Source organism: Xinfangfangia pollutisoli (assembly GCF_020179405.1).
GTDB classification, from domain to species: Bacteria; Pseudomonadota; Alphaproteobacteria; order Rhodobacterales; family Rhodobacteraceae; genus Pseudogemmobacter; species Pseudogemmobacter pollutisoli.
The window spans coordinates 25205-40117 of sequence record NZ_JAICBZ010000018.1; the positions used below are offsets into that span (position 1 = coordinate 25205).

21 protein-coding genes are annotated in these 14913 nt (G+C 68.8%); 7 read left to right on the forward strand and 14 right to left on the reverse strand.

Annotated features, from left to right (window positions below; translation table 11 throughout):
• Positions 1 to 3: 3 nt before the first annotated feature.
• A complete protein-coding gene (locus K1Y73_RS07990; protein ID WP_225027728.1) occupies positions 4 to 858 on the reverse strand; it encodes a helix-turn-helix transcriptional regulator in 855 nt (284 codons plus the stop codon).
• A 106-nt stretch (positions 859 to 964) separates the two neighbouring features.
• Here K1Y73_RS07990 and K1Y73_RS07995 point away from each other — a divergent pair, with 106 nt between their 5' ends.
• Positions 965 to 1915 carry a fatty acid desaturase gene (locus K1Y73_RS07995; protein WP_225027730.1) on the forward strand — a complete coding sequence of 317 codons (951 nt, stop codon included), beginning with the start codon at positions 965 to 967 and terminating at the stop codon, positions 1913 to 1915.
• 3 nt (positions 1916 to 1918) lie between these two features.
• Here the strand turns inward: K1Y73_RS07995 and K1Y73_RS08000 are convergent, their stop codons facing one another.
• Both K1Y73_RS08000 and K1Y73_RS08005 read right to left on the reverse strand, forming a co-directional pair.
• Complete coding sequence (locus K1Y73_RS08000) at positions 1919 to 2527, reverse strand: NUDIX hydrolase (protein WP_225027731.1); 609 nt, start codon at positions 2525 to 2527, stop codon at positions 1919 to 1921.
• Complete coding sequence (locus K1Y73_RS08005) at positions 2528 to 2977, reverse strand: DUF983 domain-containing protein (RefSeq protein WP_225027733.1); 450 nt, start codon at positions 2975 to 2977, stop codon at positions 2528 to 2530.
• A 209-nt stretch (positions 2978 to 3186) separates the two neighbouring features.
• Between K1Y73_RS08005 and K1Y73_RS08010 the strand changes: the two genes are divergently transcribed.
• From K1Y73_RS08010 to K1Y73_RS08025, 4 genes are read left to right on the forward strand one after another with little or no spacing between them, the layout of a single operon-like run.
• Complete coding sequence (locus K1Y73_RS08010; protein WP_225027734.1) at positions 3187 to 3729, forward strand: EF-hand domain-containing protein; 543 nt, start codon at positions 3187 to 3189, stop codon at positions 3727 to 3729.
• A 48-nt stretch (positions 3730 to 3777) separates the two neighbouring features.
• A complete protein-coding gene (locus K1Y73_RS08015; RefSeq protein WP_225027737.1) occupies positions 3778 to 4380 on the forward strand; it encodes an RNA polymerase sigma factor in 603 nt (200 codons plus the stop codon).
• On the forward strand, positions 4367 to 4768 hold the full coding sequence (locus tag K1Y73_RS08020) for a dihydroorotate dehydrogenase (RefSeq protein WP_225027738.1): 402 nt from the start codon (positions 4367 to 4369) through the stop codon (positions 4766 to 4768). The genes K1Y73_RS08015 and K1Y73_RS08020 overlap by 14 nt, the downstream gene beginning before the upstream one ends.
• Before the next feature lie 3 nt (positions 4769 to 4771).
• Positions 4772 to 5401, forward strand: a complete 630-nt coding sequence (locus tag K1Y73_RS08025) for a periplasmic heavy metal sensor (RefSeq protein WP_225027739.1) — start codon at positions 4772 to 4774, stop codon at positions 5399 to 5401.
• 51 nt (positions 5402 to 5452) lie between these two features.
• Here the strand turns inward: K1Y73_RS08025 and K1Y73_RS08030 are convergent, their stop codons facing one another.
• From K1Y73_RS08030 to K1Y73_RS08060, 7 genes are all read right to left on the reverse strand, one after another.
• Positions 5453 to 6184 (reverse strand): sulfate/molybdate ABC transporter ATP-binding protein, encoded by a 732-nt coding sequence (locus K1Y73_RS08030; RefSeq protein ID WP_225027740.1) that lies wholly within the window; start codon positions 6182 to 6184, stop codon positions 5453 to 5455.
• 83 nt (positions 6185 to 6267) lie between these two features.
• A complete protein-coding gene (gene cysW, locus K1Y73_RS08035; RefSeq protein WP_225027741.1) occupies positions 6268 to 7146 on the reverse strand; it encodes a sulfate ABC transporter permease subunit CysW in 879 nt (292 codons plus the stop codon).
• Positions 7139 to 7978 (reverse strand): sulfate ABC transporter permease subunit CysT, encoded by an 840-nt coding sequence (gene cysT / locus K1Y73_RS08040; protein ID WP_225027742.1) that lies wholly within the window; start codon positions 7976 to 7978, stop codon positions 7139 to 7141. The genes cysW and cysT overlap by 8 nt, the downstream gene beginning before the upstream one ends.
• Positions 7979 to 7985: 7 nt before the next feature.
• Entirely contained in the window at positions 7986 to 9110 is a 1125-nt protein-coding gene (locus K1Y73_RS08045; RefSeq protein WP_225027779.1) for a sulfate ABC transporter substrate-binding protein, read from the reverse strand.
• A 92-nt stretch (positions 9111 to 9202) separates the two neighbouring features.
• Positions 9203 to 9424, reverse strand: a complete 222-nt coding sequence (locus K1Y73_RS08050; protein WP_225027743.1) for a hypothetical protein — start codon at positions 9422 to 9424, stop codon at positions 9203 to 9205.
• Positions 9421 to 9573 carry a hypothetical protein gene (locus K1Y73_RS08055; RefSeq protein WP_225027744.1) on the reverse strand — a complete coding sequence of 51 codons (153 nt, stop codon included), beginning with the start codon at positions 9571 to 9573 and terminating at the stop codon, positions 9421 to 9423. The genes K1Y73_RS08050 and K1Y73_RS08055 overlap by 4 nt, the downstream gene beginning before the upstream one ends.
• Before the next feature lie 336 nt (positions 9574 to 9909).
• Entirely contained in the window at positions 9910 to 11061 is a 1152-nt protein-coding gene (locus tag K1Y73_RS08060; RefSeq protein ID WP_225027746.1) for an alpha-D-ribose 1-methylphosphonate 5-triphosphate diphosphatase, read from the reverse strand.
• 89 nt (positions 11062 to 11150) lie between these two features.
• Between K1Y73_RS08060 and K1Y73_RS08065 the strand changes: the two genes are divergently transcribed.
• Entirely contained in the window at positions 11151 to 11840 is a 690-nt protein-coding gene (locus K1Y73_RS08065; RefSeq protein WP_225027747.1) for a DUF1045 domain-containing protein, read from the forward strand.
• Here K1Y73_RS08065 and phnN read toward each other — a convergent pair.
• From phnN to K1Y73_RS08085, 4 genes are read right to left on the reverse strand one after another with little or no spacing between them, the layout of a single operon-like run.
• On the reverse strand, positions 11822 to 12364 hold the full coding sequence (gene phnN / locus K1Y73_RS08070; RefSeq protein WP_225027748.1) for a phosphonate metabolism protein/1,5-bisphosphokinase (PRPP-forming) PhnN: 543 nt from the start codon (positions 12362 to 12364) through the stop codon (positions 11822 to 11824). The two genes, K1Y73_RS08065 and phnN, sit on opposite strands and share 19 nt — an antisense overlap.
• Positions 12361 to 13044, reverse strand: a complete 684-nt coding sequence (phnL, locus tag K1Y73_RS08075) for a phosphonate C-P lyase system protein PhnL (RefSeq protein ID WP_225027749.1) — start codon at positions 13042 to 13044, stop codon at positions 12361 to 12363. Before phnL ends, phnN begins: the two co-directional genes overlap by 4 nt.
• Before the next feature lie 4 nt (positions 13045 to 13048).
• Positions 13049 to 13870: a phosphonate C-P lyase system protein PhnK gene (phnK, locus tag K1Y73_RS08080; RefSeq protein WP_225027750.1), complete on the reverse strand. Its 822-nt coding sequence runs from the start codon at positions 13868 to 13870 to the stop codon at positions 13049 to 13051.
• The gene (locus K1Y73_RS08085) at positions 13867 to 14727 is read right to left on the reverse strand and encodes an alpha-D-ribose 1-methylphosphonate 5-phosphate C-P-lyase PhnJ (RefSeq protein WP_225027751.1); all 861 of its coding nucleotides are present in this window, start codon (positions 14725 to 14727) and stop codon (positions 13867 to 13869) included. Before K1Y73_RS08085 ends, phnK begins: the two co-directional genes overlap by 4 nt.
• A 15-nt stretch (positions 14728 to 14742) precedes the next feature.
• On the opposite strand from K1Y73_RS08085, the gene K1Y73_RS08090 reads away from it, so the two are divergent.
• Positions 14743 to 14910, forward strand: a complete 168-nt coding sequence (locus K1Y73_RS08090) for a hypothetical protein (RefSeq protein WP_225027752.1) — start codon at positions 14743 to 14745, stop codon at positions 14908 to 14910.
• Positions 14911 to 14913: the final 3 nt, after the last annotated feature.

Genomic DNA, 14913 nt, shown 5'->3' on the forward strand with positions numbered 1-14913 from the left:
CTGTTACAGCTGGAACTTCAAGGCCCGCAGATGGCGGGCCGCGTCGCGGGCGCCGATCTCGGCCTCGCGCACCAGCCAGTCGAAATGGCCCGAGACCGCCTCGACCCGCGGCGCATCGCGGAAGGCGATGTAATGCCTGCCCAAATAGACAACGGCAAGATTGGGCCCGAAGACGGTGACCGGGGCGGAAAACACCCGCCGCGCGTCAAAAAGGCAAAGCCGCAGCGTGGGATAAAGCTGGTCGCACAGATCGGCCATCCGGTCGATCTGGTCCAGCCTGACCTCGGCGGGCAGGCCGCGGTAATAGCCCGTTCCACTGGCAAGATTGTCCAGCTCATGCAGCGGCAGGGCGATTTCGTAATCCGACCGCGCCCCGCGCATCCAGGCCAGCCGCTCTTCAAAGGCGCGCAGCGCCTGGTCGGGGCTGCGGCCCAGTTGCGGCGCATATTCCCATTCCACCATCGCGCGCGTCTTCAGCATGTCGGGCAGGGTGGCCGGCACATGGCGGATCTTGTAGCCCGCCGCCTCGCGATGCCAGGCGAAGATCGTCTCGTCGATCAGCGCCCGCGGCGCCTCGGTCATGGTCAGCGAGGCGGCCAGCAGGTTCGCCGTGGGCTCGGGCCGCGCCGACAGGCCCAGCAGCCAGTCGCAGGACACGCCCAGCGCCAGCGCGCAATCGGCCGCCAGCTGCGCATTGGGCAGCCGCTTGCCCTGCGCCAGCAGCGCCGAGACGGTCGAGCGGTCCACCCCCACCGCCCGCGCCAGGGCCGCCTGGCTTAGCCCCGCGCGGCCCATCGCCTCGGCCAGGCGCAGGCGGAACAGGCTGGCGCGGTCGCGCTTGTCCATCATCTCGGGCATGTGTTTACCAAAGTCACCGATGTTGACCAAGTGTTGCGCATCTTCCGAATTCCCGGCCCCCTGCGCAAGCCCTATGCTGCGCCGTAAGATGTGGCAAAGGTTTCCCATGCGTGACAGCGCCTTCCCCGCAGGCTGGGCCGAAGAGGCGCCGACGCTTGCCCTGCTTCTGGCCAGTTACGGGCTGTTCGGTCTGGGCACGACCTGGCTGTGGCACGCCCAGCCGCTGCTGGCGGTGCTGGTGGTGGGCTGGGCCGCGGCGCAGTTCTGCTCGCTTCAGCATGAGGTGCTGCATGGCCATCCCTTCGCCAACCGCCACCTGAACCATGCGCTGGTCTTTCCGGCGCTGGGCTTTTTCTACCCCTATCTGCGGTTTCAAGAGACGCATCTTGCCCATCACCACGACCCGATCCTGACCGATCCCTATGACGACCCGGAATCGAACTATCTTGATCCCGCGGTCTGGGCCGGGCTGCCGCGCGGGCTGAAGGCGCTGTTGCGGGTGAACAACACGCTGGCGGGGCGGATGCTGATCGGGCCGCTGATCGGCTTCGGCTTTTTCCTGGGCGCGGATGCGGCGCTGATCCGGCGCGGCGTGCCGGGTGTGGCCCGGGCCTGGCTGCTGCATCTGGCGGGGATCGGGCTGGTCGTGCTGTGGCTGCGCGCGATGGGCGGCATGCCGGTCTGGGCCTGGCTGCTGGCCTGTTACCTGGCGGCGGCGCTGCTGAAGATCCGCACCTTCCTGGAACATCGCGCGCATGAGCTGTTCCGTGCCCGCACCGTGGTGATCGAAGATCGCGGCCCGCTGGCGCTGCTGTTTCTGAACAACAATTTCCATGTCGTGCATCACATGCACCCGGCCGTGCCCTGGCACCGGCTGCCGGCCTTGTACCGGCAGAACCGCGACCATTACCTGCGCCGGAACGAGGGCTACCTCTATCGCAACTATTGGCAGATCGTCCGCGCGCATCTGTTCCGCGCCAAGGATCCGGTACCGCATCCGGTCTGGCCGGTGGCGCGCGGTGAGGCCGAGGCGCCGCGGCGCGCGGCGGCGGAATAGCCGCTAAAGAAGGCGGCGGAAGGTCGGCACCGCGCCGGAATTGTCGAAGAAGGGCACGCCGGGCTGATCGCCGCCGCGCAGAAGATGCGTCACCTCGGCCAGCACGACTTCGGTGATGAAGGGCAGATCCAGCGCCCGCGCCTCGGCCAGGCCGATCCAGTGCAGATGCGACAGCTCGGCCCCGGCGCGGGACAGATCCTCGGGGTCTTCGGCCAGGCCCGCGGCATCGGCCAGGAAGAAGCGGGCGTCGAAGCGGCGGGTCCGGCCCGGCGGCGTGATGGCGCGGAAGACAAAGCGCAGCGGCGGGGTGTCGGCGCGCAGCGACAGGCCGGTCTCCTCGGTCAGCTCGCGCAGGGCGGCGGCGACCAGCGGCCCGGGCGGCGTTGGCCCCTGGGCCAGGCGCCCGGCGCAAAGGGGGGCCAGCGGCAGCGGCAGCGGCCAGTCGTCGCCCGGATCGACCGCGCCGCCGGGAAAGACGTATTTCGACGGCATGAAGGCCGCGCCGGCGCCGCGCTGGCCCATCAGGATGCGCGGCTGGCCCTGGTCATGCCGCGCCAGGATCACCGTCGCCGCCGGCCGGATCGGCGGCTCGGCCCTGTCAGGCGCGATCATTCAGGCGCGGTCGTCTTGCGCGGGCAGGGGCTCGCCAAAGCCATGCATGCGCTTGGCCCATTGCACCCCCACCAGCGCGCCTTTCAGCCGTGGCAGCAGGAACAGCGACAGCGCCACACAGCCCACCGACAGGATCGAGGCGGTGATCAGCGGATCGGGATCCCAGGCGGTGAACAGGAAGATCATGATCGGCGCCAGAAGATGGCCGACGATCAGGATGGTCAGATAGGCCGGGCCGTCATCGGCACGATGGTGATGCAGCTCTTGCCCGCAGACCGGGCAGGTGTCGCGGACTTTCAGATAAGCGCGCATCATCGGGCCGGCGCCGCAATTCGGGCAGCGCTGACGCCAGCCGCGCGCGATGGCGGGCCACAGCGGTCTTTCCGCTTCGGCGCCGCCGGCGGGCTCGGCGAAGGCGGGCAGGGCGGCAGAGGCAGGTGTCTGGATCATGGGCCTGTTCTTCGGTCGGACAATCTGGGGCTCGGCGGCCCAGAATGGGGCGAGCGTGGAAAAGATAGGCGCTCTTGGCACCAATTGACAGGCCAGGGCAAGGGCTGTGGCCGGATGTCGCAAGAGCGGGCGACGGAAATGCGCGGCCGCGGCGTTTGTCCTGGCAGAAATGGGGCGCAGCAGGCGCTTCGCCGATGAAGGAGTTTCCGATGAAAACCGATCGCCGTCTGGTCTCGGCCCTGATGCTGGCCGCCCTGTCTGCCGCGGCGCTTTCGACGGCGGCCCTGGCCAAGGGCAAGGGCGACATGCCGCTGCCGGTGCTGCTGGAGCGGTTCGAGGCGATGGATGCCGACAAGGACGGCAAGCTGAGCCAGGCCGAGATCGCCGCCTATCGCAGCCAGCGCTTTGCCGCGGCGGACGCGAATGGCGATGGCAAGCTGGACAAGGCCGAGTTGATGGCCTTTCAAAGCGACGAAAGGCAGGCCAAGGCCGAGGCCCGCGCCGCGCGGATGATCGCCCGCTTCGACAAGGGCGGCGACGGGGCGCTTTCGGCCGAGGAAATGCCCGCGGCCCGGGCCGGCGGGCGGGGCTTCGCCAGGTTGGATGCCGATGGCGACGGCGCCCTGTCGCGCGATGAACTGGCCGCGGCCCAGGCCGCCTTTGCCAGGCATGCCTGCAAGGGGGCGGATGCGGAAAGTTGCCGGGCCGGTCTGAACGGCGGTGCGGCGGGCCAGGCGGTTCCGGCCAACTGAGGCCCCGGGGCTTTGCGCATGGCGCGGGGATGCGGCTAAATGGCGGGGATGACCATGCCACGCGACCTTCAGGCCGAAACCTCGGACGAGGATCTTCTGGCGCTTTATGCGCTTGGCGATCCGGCTGCGGCGCGGGCGCTGACCCAGCGTCTGGTGCCGCGGGTGCTGGGCTATGCGGCGCGGCTTCTGGGCGGCGACCGGGCCGAGGCCGAGGATGTGGCGCAAGAGGCGATGCTGCGGCTGTGGCGCGCGGCGCCGGGCTGGCGGCCGGGCGAGGCGCAGGTCTCGACCTGGCTGTATCGGGTGGTGACCAATCTGGTGACCGACCGGCACCGGGCGCGGCGGCGGCGCGGCGGCGGCGCGCTGGGGCTGGACGAGGCGCCCGAAGTCGCCGATGCGGCGCCGGGCGCGGTGGCGCAGCTGATCGAGGGCGACCGGCTGGATGCGCTGGGTCGCGCCCTGGCCGCGCTGCCCGATCGCCAGCGCGAGGCGGTGGTGCTGCGGCATCTGGAAGGCCTGTCCAACCCCGAGATCGCCCAGGTGATGGGCATCGGGGTCGAGGCGGTGGAAAGCCTGACCGCGCGCGGCAAGCGCGCTTTGGCCGCTTCCCTGCAGGGGCAGCGCGAGGAGCTGGGATATGAAGGGAGATGAGACGATGACCGACACCGATCTCGACCACCTTTTCGCCGCGGCGCGGGCCCATTCCCTGCCGCCGGGCAAAGATCTGATGGCGCGTGTGCTGGCCGATGCGCTGGCCGAACAGCCGCGGGCGGCGGCGGGGCCGGTTCCCGTGCCCGTGCCCGTGCCGATGCCGATGCCGATCCGCAGCGCGCCGCGCCGCGGGCTTTGGGCCCGGCTGGCCGAGGCGGTCGGCGGGCGCGGGGTTCTGGCGGGGCTGGGCGGCGCGGCCTGTTTCGGGCTGGTGATCGGCTATGCCGATCCCACGGCGCTGGGCTGGCTGACCGGCGGCTTCGTCCCCGTCTCTGTGACCGAGGTGCAGCTTCTGCCGGGCACCGATTTCTTCCTGTCCGAGGGATAATTCATGACCGAGACCCAGACCTCTTCGCTCCCTCCGCAGATGCCGCCTCCCCCCCCGATCCCGCCCCGGGCGCCGGCGCCCGAGTACCGGACGCGCGGCTGGGTCAAGGCGGTGCTGGCCCTGTCGCTGGCGGCGAATCTGGCCGTGGCGGGGCTGGCGGTCGGCGCCTATGTGAAGAATGGCGGCCCGCCGCCCCGGCGTGACGAGATGGGGCTGGGCCCCTTGGGCGATGCGCTGAATGCCGAGGATCGCCGCGCGCTGCGGGCGGCCTTCCTGGCCGAATTCCCCGATCTGAAGCGGGGCCGGGCCGCGGTTCAGGCCGATTTCGCGGCGCTGGTCACCGCGCTGCGGGCCGAGCCCTTCGACGCCAAGGCGCTGGAGCAGGCGATCCAGGTCATCGCCGAGCGCAATGCGGCGCGGCTTTCGACGATCCGCGCCATCCTGACCCGCTATCTGGAAACGCTGGACCCGGCGGCGCGGGCGGCCTTTGCCGACCGGCTGGAAAAGGCGCTGGATCACGCCGCGCGCAAGGCCGAGGGCCGGCATGGCGACCGCGACAAGGGCGAGGAAAAGCGCAAGCCCGGGCACAAGGACGACAAGGCGCCCGGGACGACTGACCAGGACGACGACTGAAGACGCCGGGCCACGGCAAGCGGCCCTTGCGTCCCGTTCAAAGCCGGCCGTTCAGGCGGTGATGAAATCGCGCACGAAGGGTGTGGCGGGGCGGGCGCGGATGTCCTGCGGACGGCCGACCTGCTCGATCCGCCCGCCCGCTTGCGAGCCCGACATCACCACGACCAGATCGGCCAGTTCCATCGCCTCATCCTGATCATGGGTGACGAAGACGGTGGTCAGCCCGGTCTCGTCATGAATGTCGCGCAGGCCCTGGCGCAATTCCTTGCGCACCTTGGCATCCAGCGCGCCGAAGGGTTCGTCCAGAAGCAGCATCCGCGGCTCGATCGCCAGGGCGCGGGCCAGGGCTACGCGCTGGCGCTGGCCGCCGGACAATTGCGTCGGATAGCGCGGGCCGATCTCGGGCAGCTGGATCAGCTGCAGAAGCCGGGTGACGCGGCGGGCGATTTCCGCCTTGGGCGGGCGGCTGGCGCGGGGCCGGGCCTTCAACCCGTAGGCGATGTTTTCGAACACCGTCATGTGCCGGAACAGCGCATAGCTTTGAAAGACAAAACCCGCGCGGCGATCCTGCACCGAAAGCCCCGTCGCATCCTGCCCGTCAAAGCAGACCCGGCCCGATGTCGGGTATTCCAGCCCGCCCAGAATGCGCAGCAGCGTGGTCTTGCCCGAGCCCGAGGGCCCCAGCAGCGCCACCAGCGCGCCCGAGGGGATCGACAGCGAGACAGGGTGCAGCGCGGTGGTGCTGCCAAAGCTTTTGGCGATTTCGTCGATCTCGATCTGCATCGGACGTGGCTCCTTTTGGCGGATCGCCGGGGGCGCTGCCCCCGGACCCCGGGGATATTTGGACAGAGAGGAAGGTGGCAGGATCAATGGCGGTGCGCGGCGGAAAGCTGGTCGGCATGGCGCCGTTCCAGCGCGGTTTTCAGCAGAAGCGTGATCAGCGCCAGGCAGGTCAGCAGCGCTGCCATCGAGAAGGCGGCGACCGAGAGATATTCGTTATACAGCATCTCGATGGTGATCGGCATGGTCGCGGTCTGGCCGCGGATCTTGCCCGACACGACCGCCACCGCCCCGAATTCGCCCATGGCGCGGGCGTTGCACAGCAGAACGCCGTAAAGCAGCGCCCAGCGGATGTTCGGCAGGGTCACCGTGCGGAACACCCGCCATCCGCTGGCGCCCAGCGTCAGCGCCGCCTCTTCCTCGGCCCGTCCCTGTTCGATCATCACCGGGATCAACTCGCGCGCGACGAAGGGGAAGGTCACGAACATCGTGGCCAGAACGATCCCGGGCAGCGCGAAGACCACCGGAAAGCCCTGCGCGACCAGCCAGCCGCCCAGCAGCGAATTTGTGCCGAACATCAACACGATGCACAGGCCCGCGACCACGGGCGAGACCGAGAAGGGCAGGTCGATCAGCGTGATCAGGAAGGCCTTGCCGCGGAAGTCGAATTTGGTGATCGCCCAGGCGGCAGCGATGCCGAAGGCGGCGTTCAGCGGCACCGAGATCGCGGCGATCAGCAGGGTCAGCTTGATCGCCGAAAGCGCGTCGCGGCTGGCAAGGCTGGTGACCGCGGCCAGCCAGCCTTTGGCCAGCGCCTCGGCAAAGACCACAAGCAGCGGCGCGAAGACCAGAAGCGCCAGGCCCAGCACCGCGGCCAGGATCGCCAGGCGGCGGACCAGCGGCGTCTCTTCGGTGGGGTTGCGGAAGCGGGCGGGGCGGATGGGGAAGGGGGCGGTGTCAGACATGTCCGATCCTCCGGCGGCTCCAGATCTGGATCAGGTTGATCACCAGAAGCATCGCGAAGCTGATCAGCAGCATGGCAATGCCGATGGCGGCGGCGGCGTCGTAATTGAATTCCTCAAGCTGGATCACGATCAGCAAGGGCGCGATTTCGGTGACCAGGGGAATATTGCCGGCGATGAAGATGACCGAGCCGTATTCGCCCACCGCCCGCGCCAGGGCGAGCGCAAAGCCGGTCAGCGCGGCCGGGGCCAGCATCGGCAGGATGATGCGGGTGATCGTGGTCAAGCGCCCGGCGCCCAGCGTGGCCGAGGCCTCTTCAACCTCGCGGTCGATTTCTTCCACCACCGGCTGGACGGTGCGGGTGACGAAGGGCAGGCCCACGAAGACCAGCGCCAGGAAGATGCCCCATTGCGAATAGGCGATCTTCCAGCCGATCTCTTTCGCCAGGCTGCCGAAGGCGCCGTTCGGCGCGTAAAGCGCGGTCAGCGCGATGCCGGCCACGGCGGTGGGCAGGGCGAAGGGCAGATCGACCGCGGCATCCAGCAGGCGCCGGCCGGGAAAGCGGTAGCGCACCAGAACCCAGGCCAAGAGCGTGCCGAAGACCAGGTTGAACAGCGCCGCAAACAGCGACAGGCGGAAGGACAGGAAAAGCGCCGCCCAGACCCGCGGGCGGTTGACCGTGTCCCAGATTCCGGCCGGTCCGAAAGCGGCGCCCTTCATCAGAAGGGCGCCGATCGGCAACAAGACCACCAGGGACAACATCGTCAGGGTGACCCCCATGCTCAGGCCGAAGCCCGGCATGGGAGAGCGCTGGAACAGCGGGCGCGCGGTCATGCCCGGCTCACTTCGGCACATAGATCTGGTCGAAGATCCCGCCATCGCCGAAATGCTCGGGCTGCGCCTTCTTCCAGCCGCCGAAATCGGCGATCGTCACCAGATCCAGCTTCGGGAAACGTGCCACATCTTCAGGGGCGGCCTTCGACGTGTCCCAGCCGCGGTAGAAGTTCTTCCAGACCACGGCCTGGCCTTCCGGCGTGTAGAGGAAGTTCAGATAGGCCTCGGCCAGTTCGCGCTGCGCATCGGTCTTGATGTTCTTTTCGACCAGTGCCACCGGCGGCTCGGCCAGGATCGAGACCGAGGGCACGACGATGTCGAACTGATCCTCGCCCAGTTCGGCCAGCGCCAGATAGGCCTCGTTCTCCCAGGCCAGCAGCACATCGCCGATGCCGCGCTGAGCGAAAGTGGTGGTGGCGCCGCGGGCGCCCGAATCCAGCACCGGCACATGTTTGAACAGATCGCCCACGAAGGCTTTCGGGTCCTTGCCGTTCTTTTCCGCCCAGGCCCAGGCCGCCAGATAGTTCCAGCGCGCGCCGCCCGAGGTCTTGGGATTGGGCGTGATCACCTCGACCCCGTCGGCCACCAGATCGCCCCAGTCCTTGATGCCCTTGGGGTTGCCCTCGCGCACCAGGAAAACGATGGTCGAGGTATAGGGGCTGGAATTGTGGGGCAGTTTCGACTGCCAGTCCTCGGGCAGCAGGCCGGCCGCGGCGATCTTGTCGATGTCCGAGGCCAGGGCAAGCGTCACCACCTGGGCTTCCAGCCCGTCGATCACCGCCCGCGCCTGGGCGCCCGATCCGCCATGGCTGACCTCGATCTGCGCCGGGTCATGGCCCTGGGCCACCCACCAATCGGCAAAGACCTGATCCAGTTCGCGGTACAATTCACGCGTCGGATCGTAGGAGACGTTCAGAAGCGTCTCGGCCTGGGCCGGCTGGAAAGCGGCGCCGCCGCCAAGCCCCAGCACCGCCAGCGCCAGGCCCGACAGCGCGCCGCGCAGGCTGCGGGCGATCGGCCAGCCGGTCACCTCGCGGCTGCCATCATGCACGGTGATGCGGCCATCGGCATGCGCGCCGGTCTGCGGGCCCTGGGCGGTGACCGTTCCGGCAAGGGTGATGGTGGCATACATGGGCGGTTCCTTCGATTGCGTGTTGCGCCGGCGGGGCAGGGGAAGCGCCGGCATCAGGCCCAGGATCAGAGAGGGATAGGGGGCAAGGGCGATCATCGGCGATCTCCGATCTGGATTTGGTCGATGCGGATTTCCCAATGCTGCGGGTCACGGCCCTGCAGCAATTCGGCTTCCGCCTCGGCGGTGTTGCGGGTGTAAAGCACCAGGGGGGTGCCGTTGATCCGATGGGCGCGGCCGGTGCGGCGGTCGATCAGCCGGACGGCGGCCAGGCCCGAAAGGGGGGCGCCGGACAGGGCGGGGTCGATGCGGCTCATGCCAGCACCAGAAGGGCCAGGGCGACCCAGAAGACAGCGCCCAGCAGGACGGCACAGCAGAGTGCGGCACCGCCCGGGAAGGCGGCCGTACGGGCTTCGGGGCGCTGCGGTTCCAGCGCGCGGCGCGGAGCGAGAAGCTGAACACTCATGGCGGTCTCCTTCGGCAAGGAGGGCAGACGACCTGCCCGTCATGGGTTAATTACGACATGACAGGTCGAGTATTTCAAAGGAATATTCACGTCAAAATTGGTCGTTTTAATAGAATTTCATTCCCCGAGTCGAGGCGGGGCCGAGGCGTCGCTTTCGGGGAATATCGTTGTTTGCCCGCGGCTTGCCGCAGAAGGGCCGATGGCTGCCCGGCAGGGGCAGCGCCGGGGCCATGAGTCGGGCCAAGAAAAAGGGGGCCGAGACGGCCCCCTTGGCTGCTGTCGCGTGCGATGGTCCGGCGCGGGGCGGGGGCCTGGACTGGCCCCCCGTCGCCGGGGTCAGGCCACCCGCTCGCCCGCGACCCAGGTGCCGCGCGGCATGCCCGTGCCGGCGATGCGGCGCACGCGGACCAGATCGGCGCGCTTGCCCGGGGCGATCTCGCCCCGGTCGGTCAAGCCCGTCGCCCGTGCCGGTGCGGCGGTCACCGTGGCCACGCCGCGCGGCAGGTCATCCCACAGATCGCCCAGCATCAAGGCCGCCGACAGCAGCGCCGCCGGCACGTAGTCGGACGAGACGATGTCCAGAAGCCCGGCCTCGGCCAGCTCTCCGGCGGCGATATTGCCGGAATGCGACCCGCCGCGGATCAGGTTCGGCGCGCCCATCATCACCGCGATGCCCCGGGCGCGGCAGGCCTGCGCCGCCTCGCGCGTGGTCGGAAACTCGGCGAAGCGCACGCCATGGCCGGCACTTTGCCCCACATCGGCGGCGGTCGTGTCGTCATGACTGGCCAACACCGCGCCATAGCGCCGCGCCGCCGCCACTGCCGCCTCTTCATGCGCCTTGCCCATCAGCGCCGACAGCGCCTTCTGGTTCTCGACATGGGTGTCGAATTCCGCCTCGGACAACCCGTGCTTGCCGCGCACATAGGCCGCCAGCTGGGTCAGGTCGCGGAACTGGCGCTGGCCTGGCGTGTGATCCATCAGGCTGACGATCCCCACCCCGTCGTCGGGGCCGAATTTCGCCAGCTCGGCAATCAGCGTCTCGGAACAGACCTCGGCCCGCAGATGCAGCAGATGGCTGATCCGCAAGGCGCCCGCCCCCCGCAGGGCCAGGATCTCATCGGCCAGCGCGCGGGCATATTCGCCATAGTTCGACTTCGTGCGCGACACGACCGAGCCCACGCGCAGCGCGTCAAAGACCGTGGTGATCCCGGTTCCGGCCAGTTCCGCGTCATGGGCGATGATCGCCGCCGCATGCGGCCATTTCACCCGCGGCCGCGGCTCGATATGGCGCTCCAGATTGTCGGTGTGCAATTCGATCAGCCCGGGCAGCAGCAGATCGCCCTCTAGGTCGAGCGCGCCCGAGGGCACCGCGGCGCCCGGCTCGATCGCGGCGATCCTGCCGTCGCGGATCAGCAGACTGCCGGTCAGAACCGCATCGGGCAGCACAAGGCGGGCATTGGCGAGGATCGTCTCAGGGCTGGCTTGCATCTTCAAGGTCCGGTCGTTTCAGGGCAGGGTAGGGGCAATAGGACGGGCGCGTCACATCCATGTGACATCGGGGCAGTAGGGCGGCAGGCATGACAGACTACAGACGCTACGCGATCTATTACGCGCCCCCGGCGGGTGACTTCGCGCGCCGCACCGCCGAATGGCTGGGCTGGGATGTGCAGGCAGGGCAGGACATGGCCCAGCCCGATCTGCCGGGCCTGCCGCGTCCCCTGGCCGATCTGACCCGGGATCCGCGCAAATACGGCTTTCACGGCACGATCAAGGCGCCGTTCCGGCTGGCCGAAGGGGCCGATGCCGCAGGGCTTTCCGCCGCCGTCACGGCGCTGGCCGCGCGTCTGGCGCCGGTCGTCCTGCCGGGGCTGGCGCTGAAGCGGCTGGGCGGCTTCCTGGCGCTGCTGCCGGAAGGCGACGAGACCGAACTGATGGCTTTGGCGGCCGAGGTGGTCACCGGGCTGGACGCGTTCCGCGCGCCTCTGACCGAGGCCGAAATCGCCAAGCGCCGGCCCGAGCGGCTGAACCCGCGCCAGCGCGATCTGCTGGCGCAATGGGGCTATCCCTATGTTCTGGAAGAGTTTCGCTTCCACCTGACCCTGTCCGACAAACTGGATGAGGTCGAAGGCGCGGCGCTGGCCGCCGTGGCGGCGCGCTATTTCGAAGGCGCGCTGCCGCAGCCCTTCACGATCGGCGATCTGTGCCTTTGCGGCGAGGATGCGGCGGGGAGGTTCCATCTGCTGTCCCGTCACGCGCTGACCGGCTGAAGTGCGGCCAGCAGCCGCGCCGCGCCGATCTCGGGGCTTTGATCGTTCATCACCTCGACCCGGGCCAGACCTGCCGGGATCTGCAGCGCCGCCCTGGCGACCCGCGCGGCGATATCGGCCGGCGCCTCGCGTCCGCGGGCGGCAAGGCGGGCGGCCAGCACCGCGGCTGGTGCGGTGATCACGATCACCACCAGCCCGGGAAACTGCGCCGCGGCCGCCTGCAGCGCGGCGCGCGAGCCGTTGAAGATCACGTCGCGACCGGCGTCAAGCGGCGCCAGTTCGGCGCGGGGAATGCCATAGCCCAGCCCATGCGCGCGCCAATGCAGCGCGAAATCGCCCGCCGCCCGCCGCGCCTCGAATTCGGCTTCCGAGATCCCCTGGAAATCCTCGCCCCCCGCCGCTTCCGGCCGCGTGATCGCGCGGCGCACCACCGCCAGATCGGGCCGCGCCGCACGGGCCAGCGCGATCAGCGTATCCTTGCCCGCGCCCGAGGGCCCGACCACGGCGAAAAGCCTGCCACTCATGCCGCCAGCCCCGGGGTGAAGCCCGTCACATCGACCACCCGGTCGCAGACGCGCGCCCGGGCGCCTTCGTCATGGAAGATCCCCAGGATCGCCGCGCCGCGCGCCTTGGCCTCTTCGATCAGTTGCAAGACCACCTCGCGGTTGCCGGCATCCAGGCTGGCGGTGGGTTCATCCAGCAAAACTGCGGGATAGGCATGCACGAAGCCGCGGGCGATGTTCACCCGCTGCTGTTCGCCGCCCGAGAAGGTGGTGGGCGACAGGGCCCACAGCCGTTCGGGGATGTTCAGGCGCGACAGCAGGTCTTCGGCCCGGGCCAGCGCCTGATCGCGCGGATGGCCAAGCGCCAGCAGCGGCTCGGCCACCACGTCGCGCGTGGGCACGCGGGGGACAACGCGCAGGAACTGGCTGACATAGCCAAGCGTCGCGCGGCGCAGCGCCAGAACCTCGCGCGGGGCGGCGGTGGCGACATTCACCCCGGCCACCAGGATCTCGCCCCCGGCGGCCAGGTAATTGCCATAGACCATGCGCATCAGGGTGGATTTCCCCGCCCCCGAAGCGCCGATCAATGCCACACATTCGCCCGGAGAGACGGAAAGCGTGGCGCCGGCCATGACCGGGATCACCGCGCCGCCCTGATTGTGCAGGGTGAAGGATTTCGAAAGGTTGCGGATCGCGATCATGGGCCTAGACCTGCAGCACGGAAGAGACGAGAAGTTGCGTATAGGCATGCTGCGGGTCGTCCAGCACCTGATCGGTCAGGCCCTGTTCCACCACCCGCCCGCCCTTCATCACCATCAGCCGATCGGCCAGAAGCCGCACCACGGCCAGATCATGGGTGACGATGATCACCGACAGGCCCAGATCGCGCACCAGCCCGCGCAGCAGGTCCAGAAGCCGGGCCTGCACGCTGACATCAAGGCCCCCGGTCGGCTCGTCCATGAAGACAAGACGCGGCGCGGTCACCAGATTGCGGGCGATCTGCAGGCGTTGCTGCATGCCGCCGGAAAAGGCCGATGGCCGGTCGTCGATCCGGTCCGCGGCGATTTCCACCCGGCCCAGCCAGTCGGTGGCCTTGTCGCGGATCGCGCCGTAATGCCGGGCGCCCACGGCCATCAGCCGCTCGCCCACATTGCCGCCGGCCGACACGCCCATGCGCAGCCCGTCGCGCGGGTTCTGATGCACGAAAGCCCAATCGGTGCGCGACAGGCGGCGGCGGTCGGGTTCGGTCATCTGCAACGTGTCGCGCGGGCCTTCCGCCGTGGCGAAGATCACTTCGCCCGCATCCGGGGCCAGATGGCCGGCCAGGCAGGACAGCAGCGTCGATTTGCCCGAGCCTGATTCTCCGACGATCCCAAGGACTTCGCCCGGGAACAGATCGAAACACACATCGGCGCAGCCGATCCGCGCGCCATAGCGTTTCGTCAGGCCCGAGACCCGCAACAGCGGCTGGTCGGGGGCGCGAATTTTCTGCGAAAATTCGGGGCCGGTCGCAGATTGCAGCGTCATGCTTCGCCTCCCAGCCGGCCGACATGGCCCGCCTCGCGGCGGCAGCGGCAGAAATCGGTGTCGGAACAGACGAACATCCGCCCGCCCTGATCGTCGGTGATCACCTCGTCCAGATAGCTGTCCGAGGCCCCGCACAGGTCGCAATCGTGGTCGGCCTTCGACGGCGTGAACGGGTGATCTTCAAAATCCAGGCTGACCACCTTCGTATAGGGCGGCAGCGCGTAGATCCGCTGCTCGCGCCCCGCGCCGAACAGCTGCAAGGCGGCGCAATCCGACAGTTTCGGATTGTCGAATTTCGGGATCGGCGAGGGGTCCATCACATAGCGCCCCTCGACCTTGACCGGATAGGCGTAGGACGTGGCGATCTGGCCGTGCCGGGCGATGTCTTCATACAGTTTCACATGCATCAGCCCGTATTCCTCAAGCGCATGCATCTTGCGCGTCTCGGTCTCGCGCGGTTCCAGAAAGCGCAGCGGTTCGGGGATCGGCACCTGATAGACCAGGATCTGATCCTCGCGCAGCGCCTGTTCGGGGATGCGGTGCCGGGTCTGGATCACCGATGCCTCGCCCGTCGCCTCGGTCACCGCAACCCCGGCCGTGCGCTGAAAGAACTTGCGGATCGAGACCGCATTGGTGGTGTCATCCGCGCCCTGGTCGATCACTTTCAGCACGTCCGCCGGCACCAGACAGGCCGCCGTCACCTGCACGCCGCCCGTGCCCCAGCCATAGGGCATCGGCATTTCGCGGCTGGCGAAAGGCACCTGATAGCCCGGCACGGCGACGCCCTTCAGGATCGCGCGGCGGATCATCCGCTTGGTCTGTTCATCCAGATAGGCGAAGTTATACTCGTCCGGCACAGGGGCAGAGGCCGCATGATGATCAGCCTGGACGGTATCCTGACCCTGGTCGCCCTGGCGCTGATCTTCGGCGGCGCCTTTGCGCTTTACGCCTTCCTGATCGCGCGCGGCACCCGAAACTTCCTGCGCGCCATGCTGCGGCTGCGCGACCGGATCGACCGGTCCGACGATTCCCTGCGATAGTCC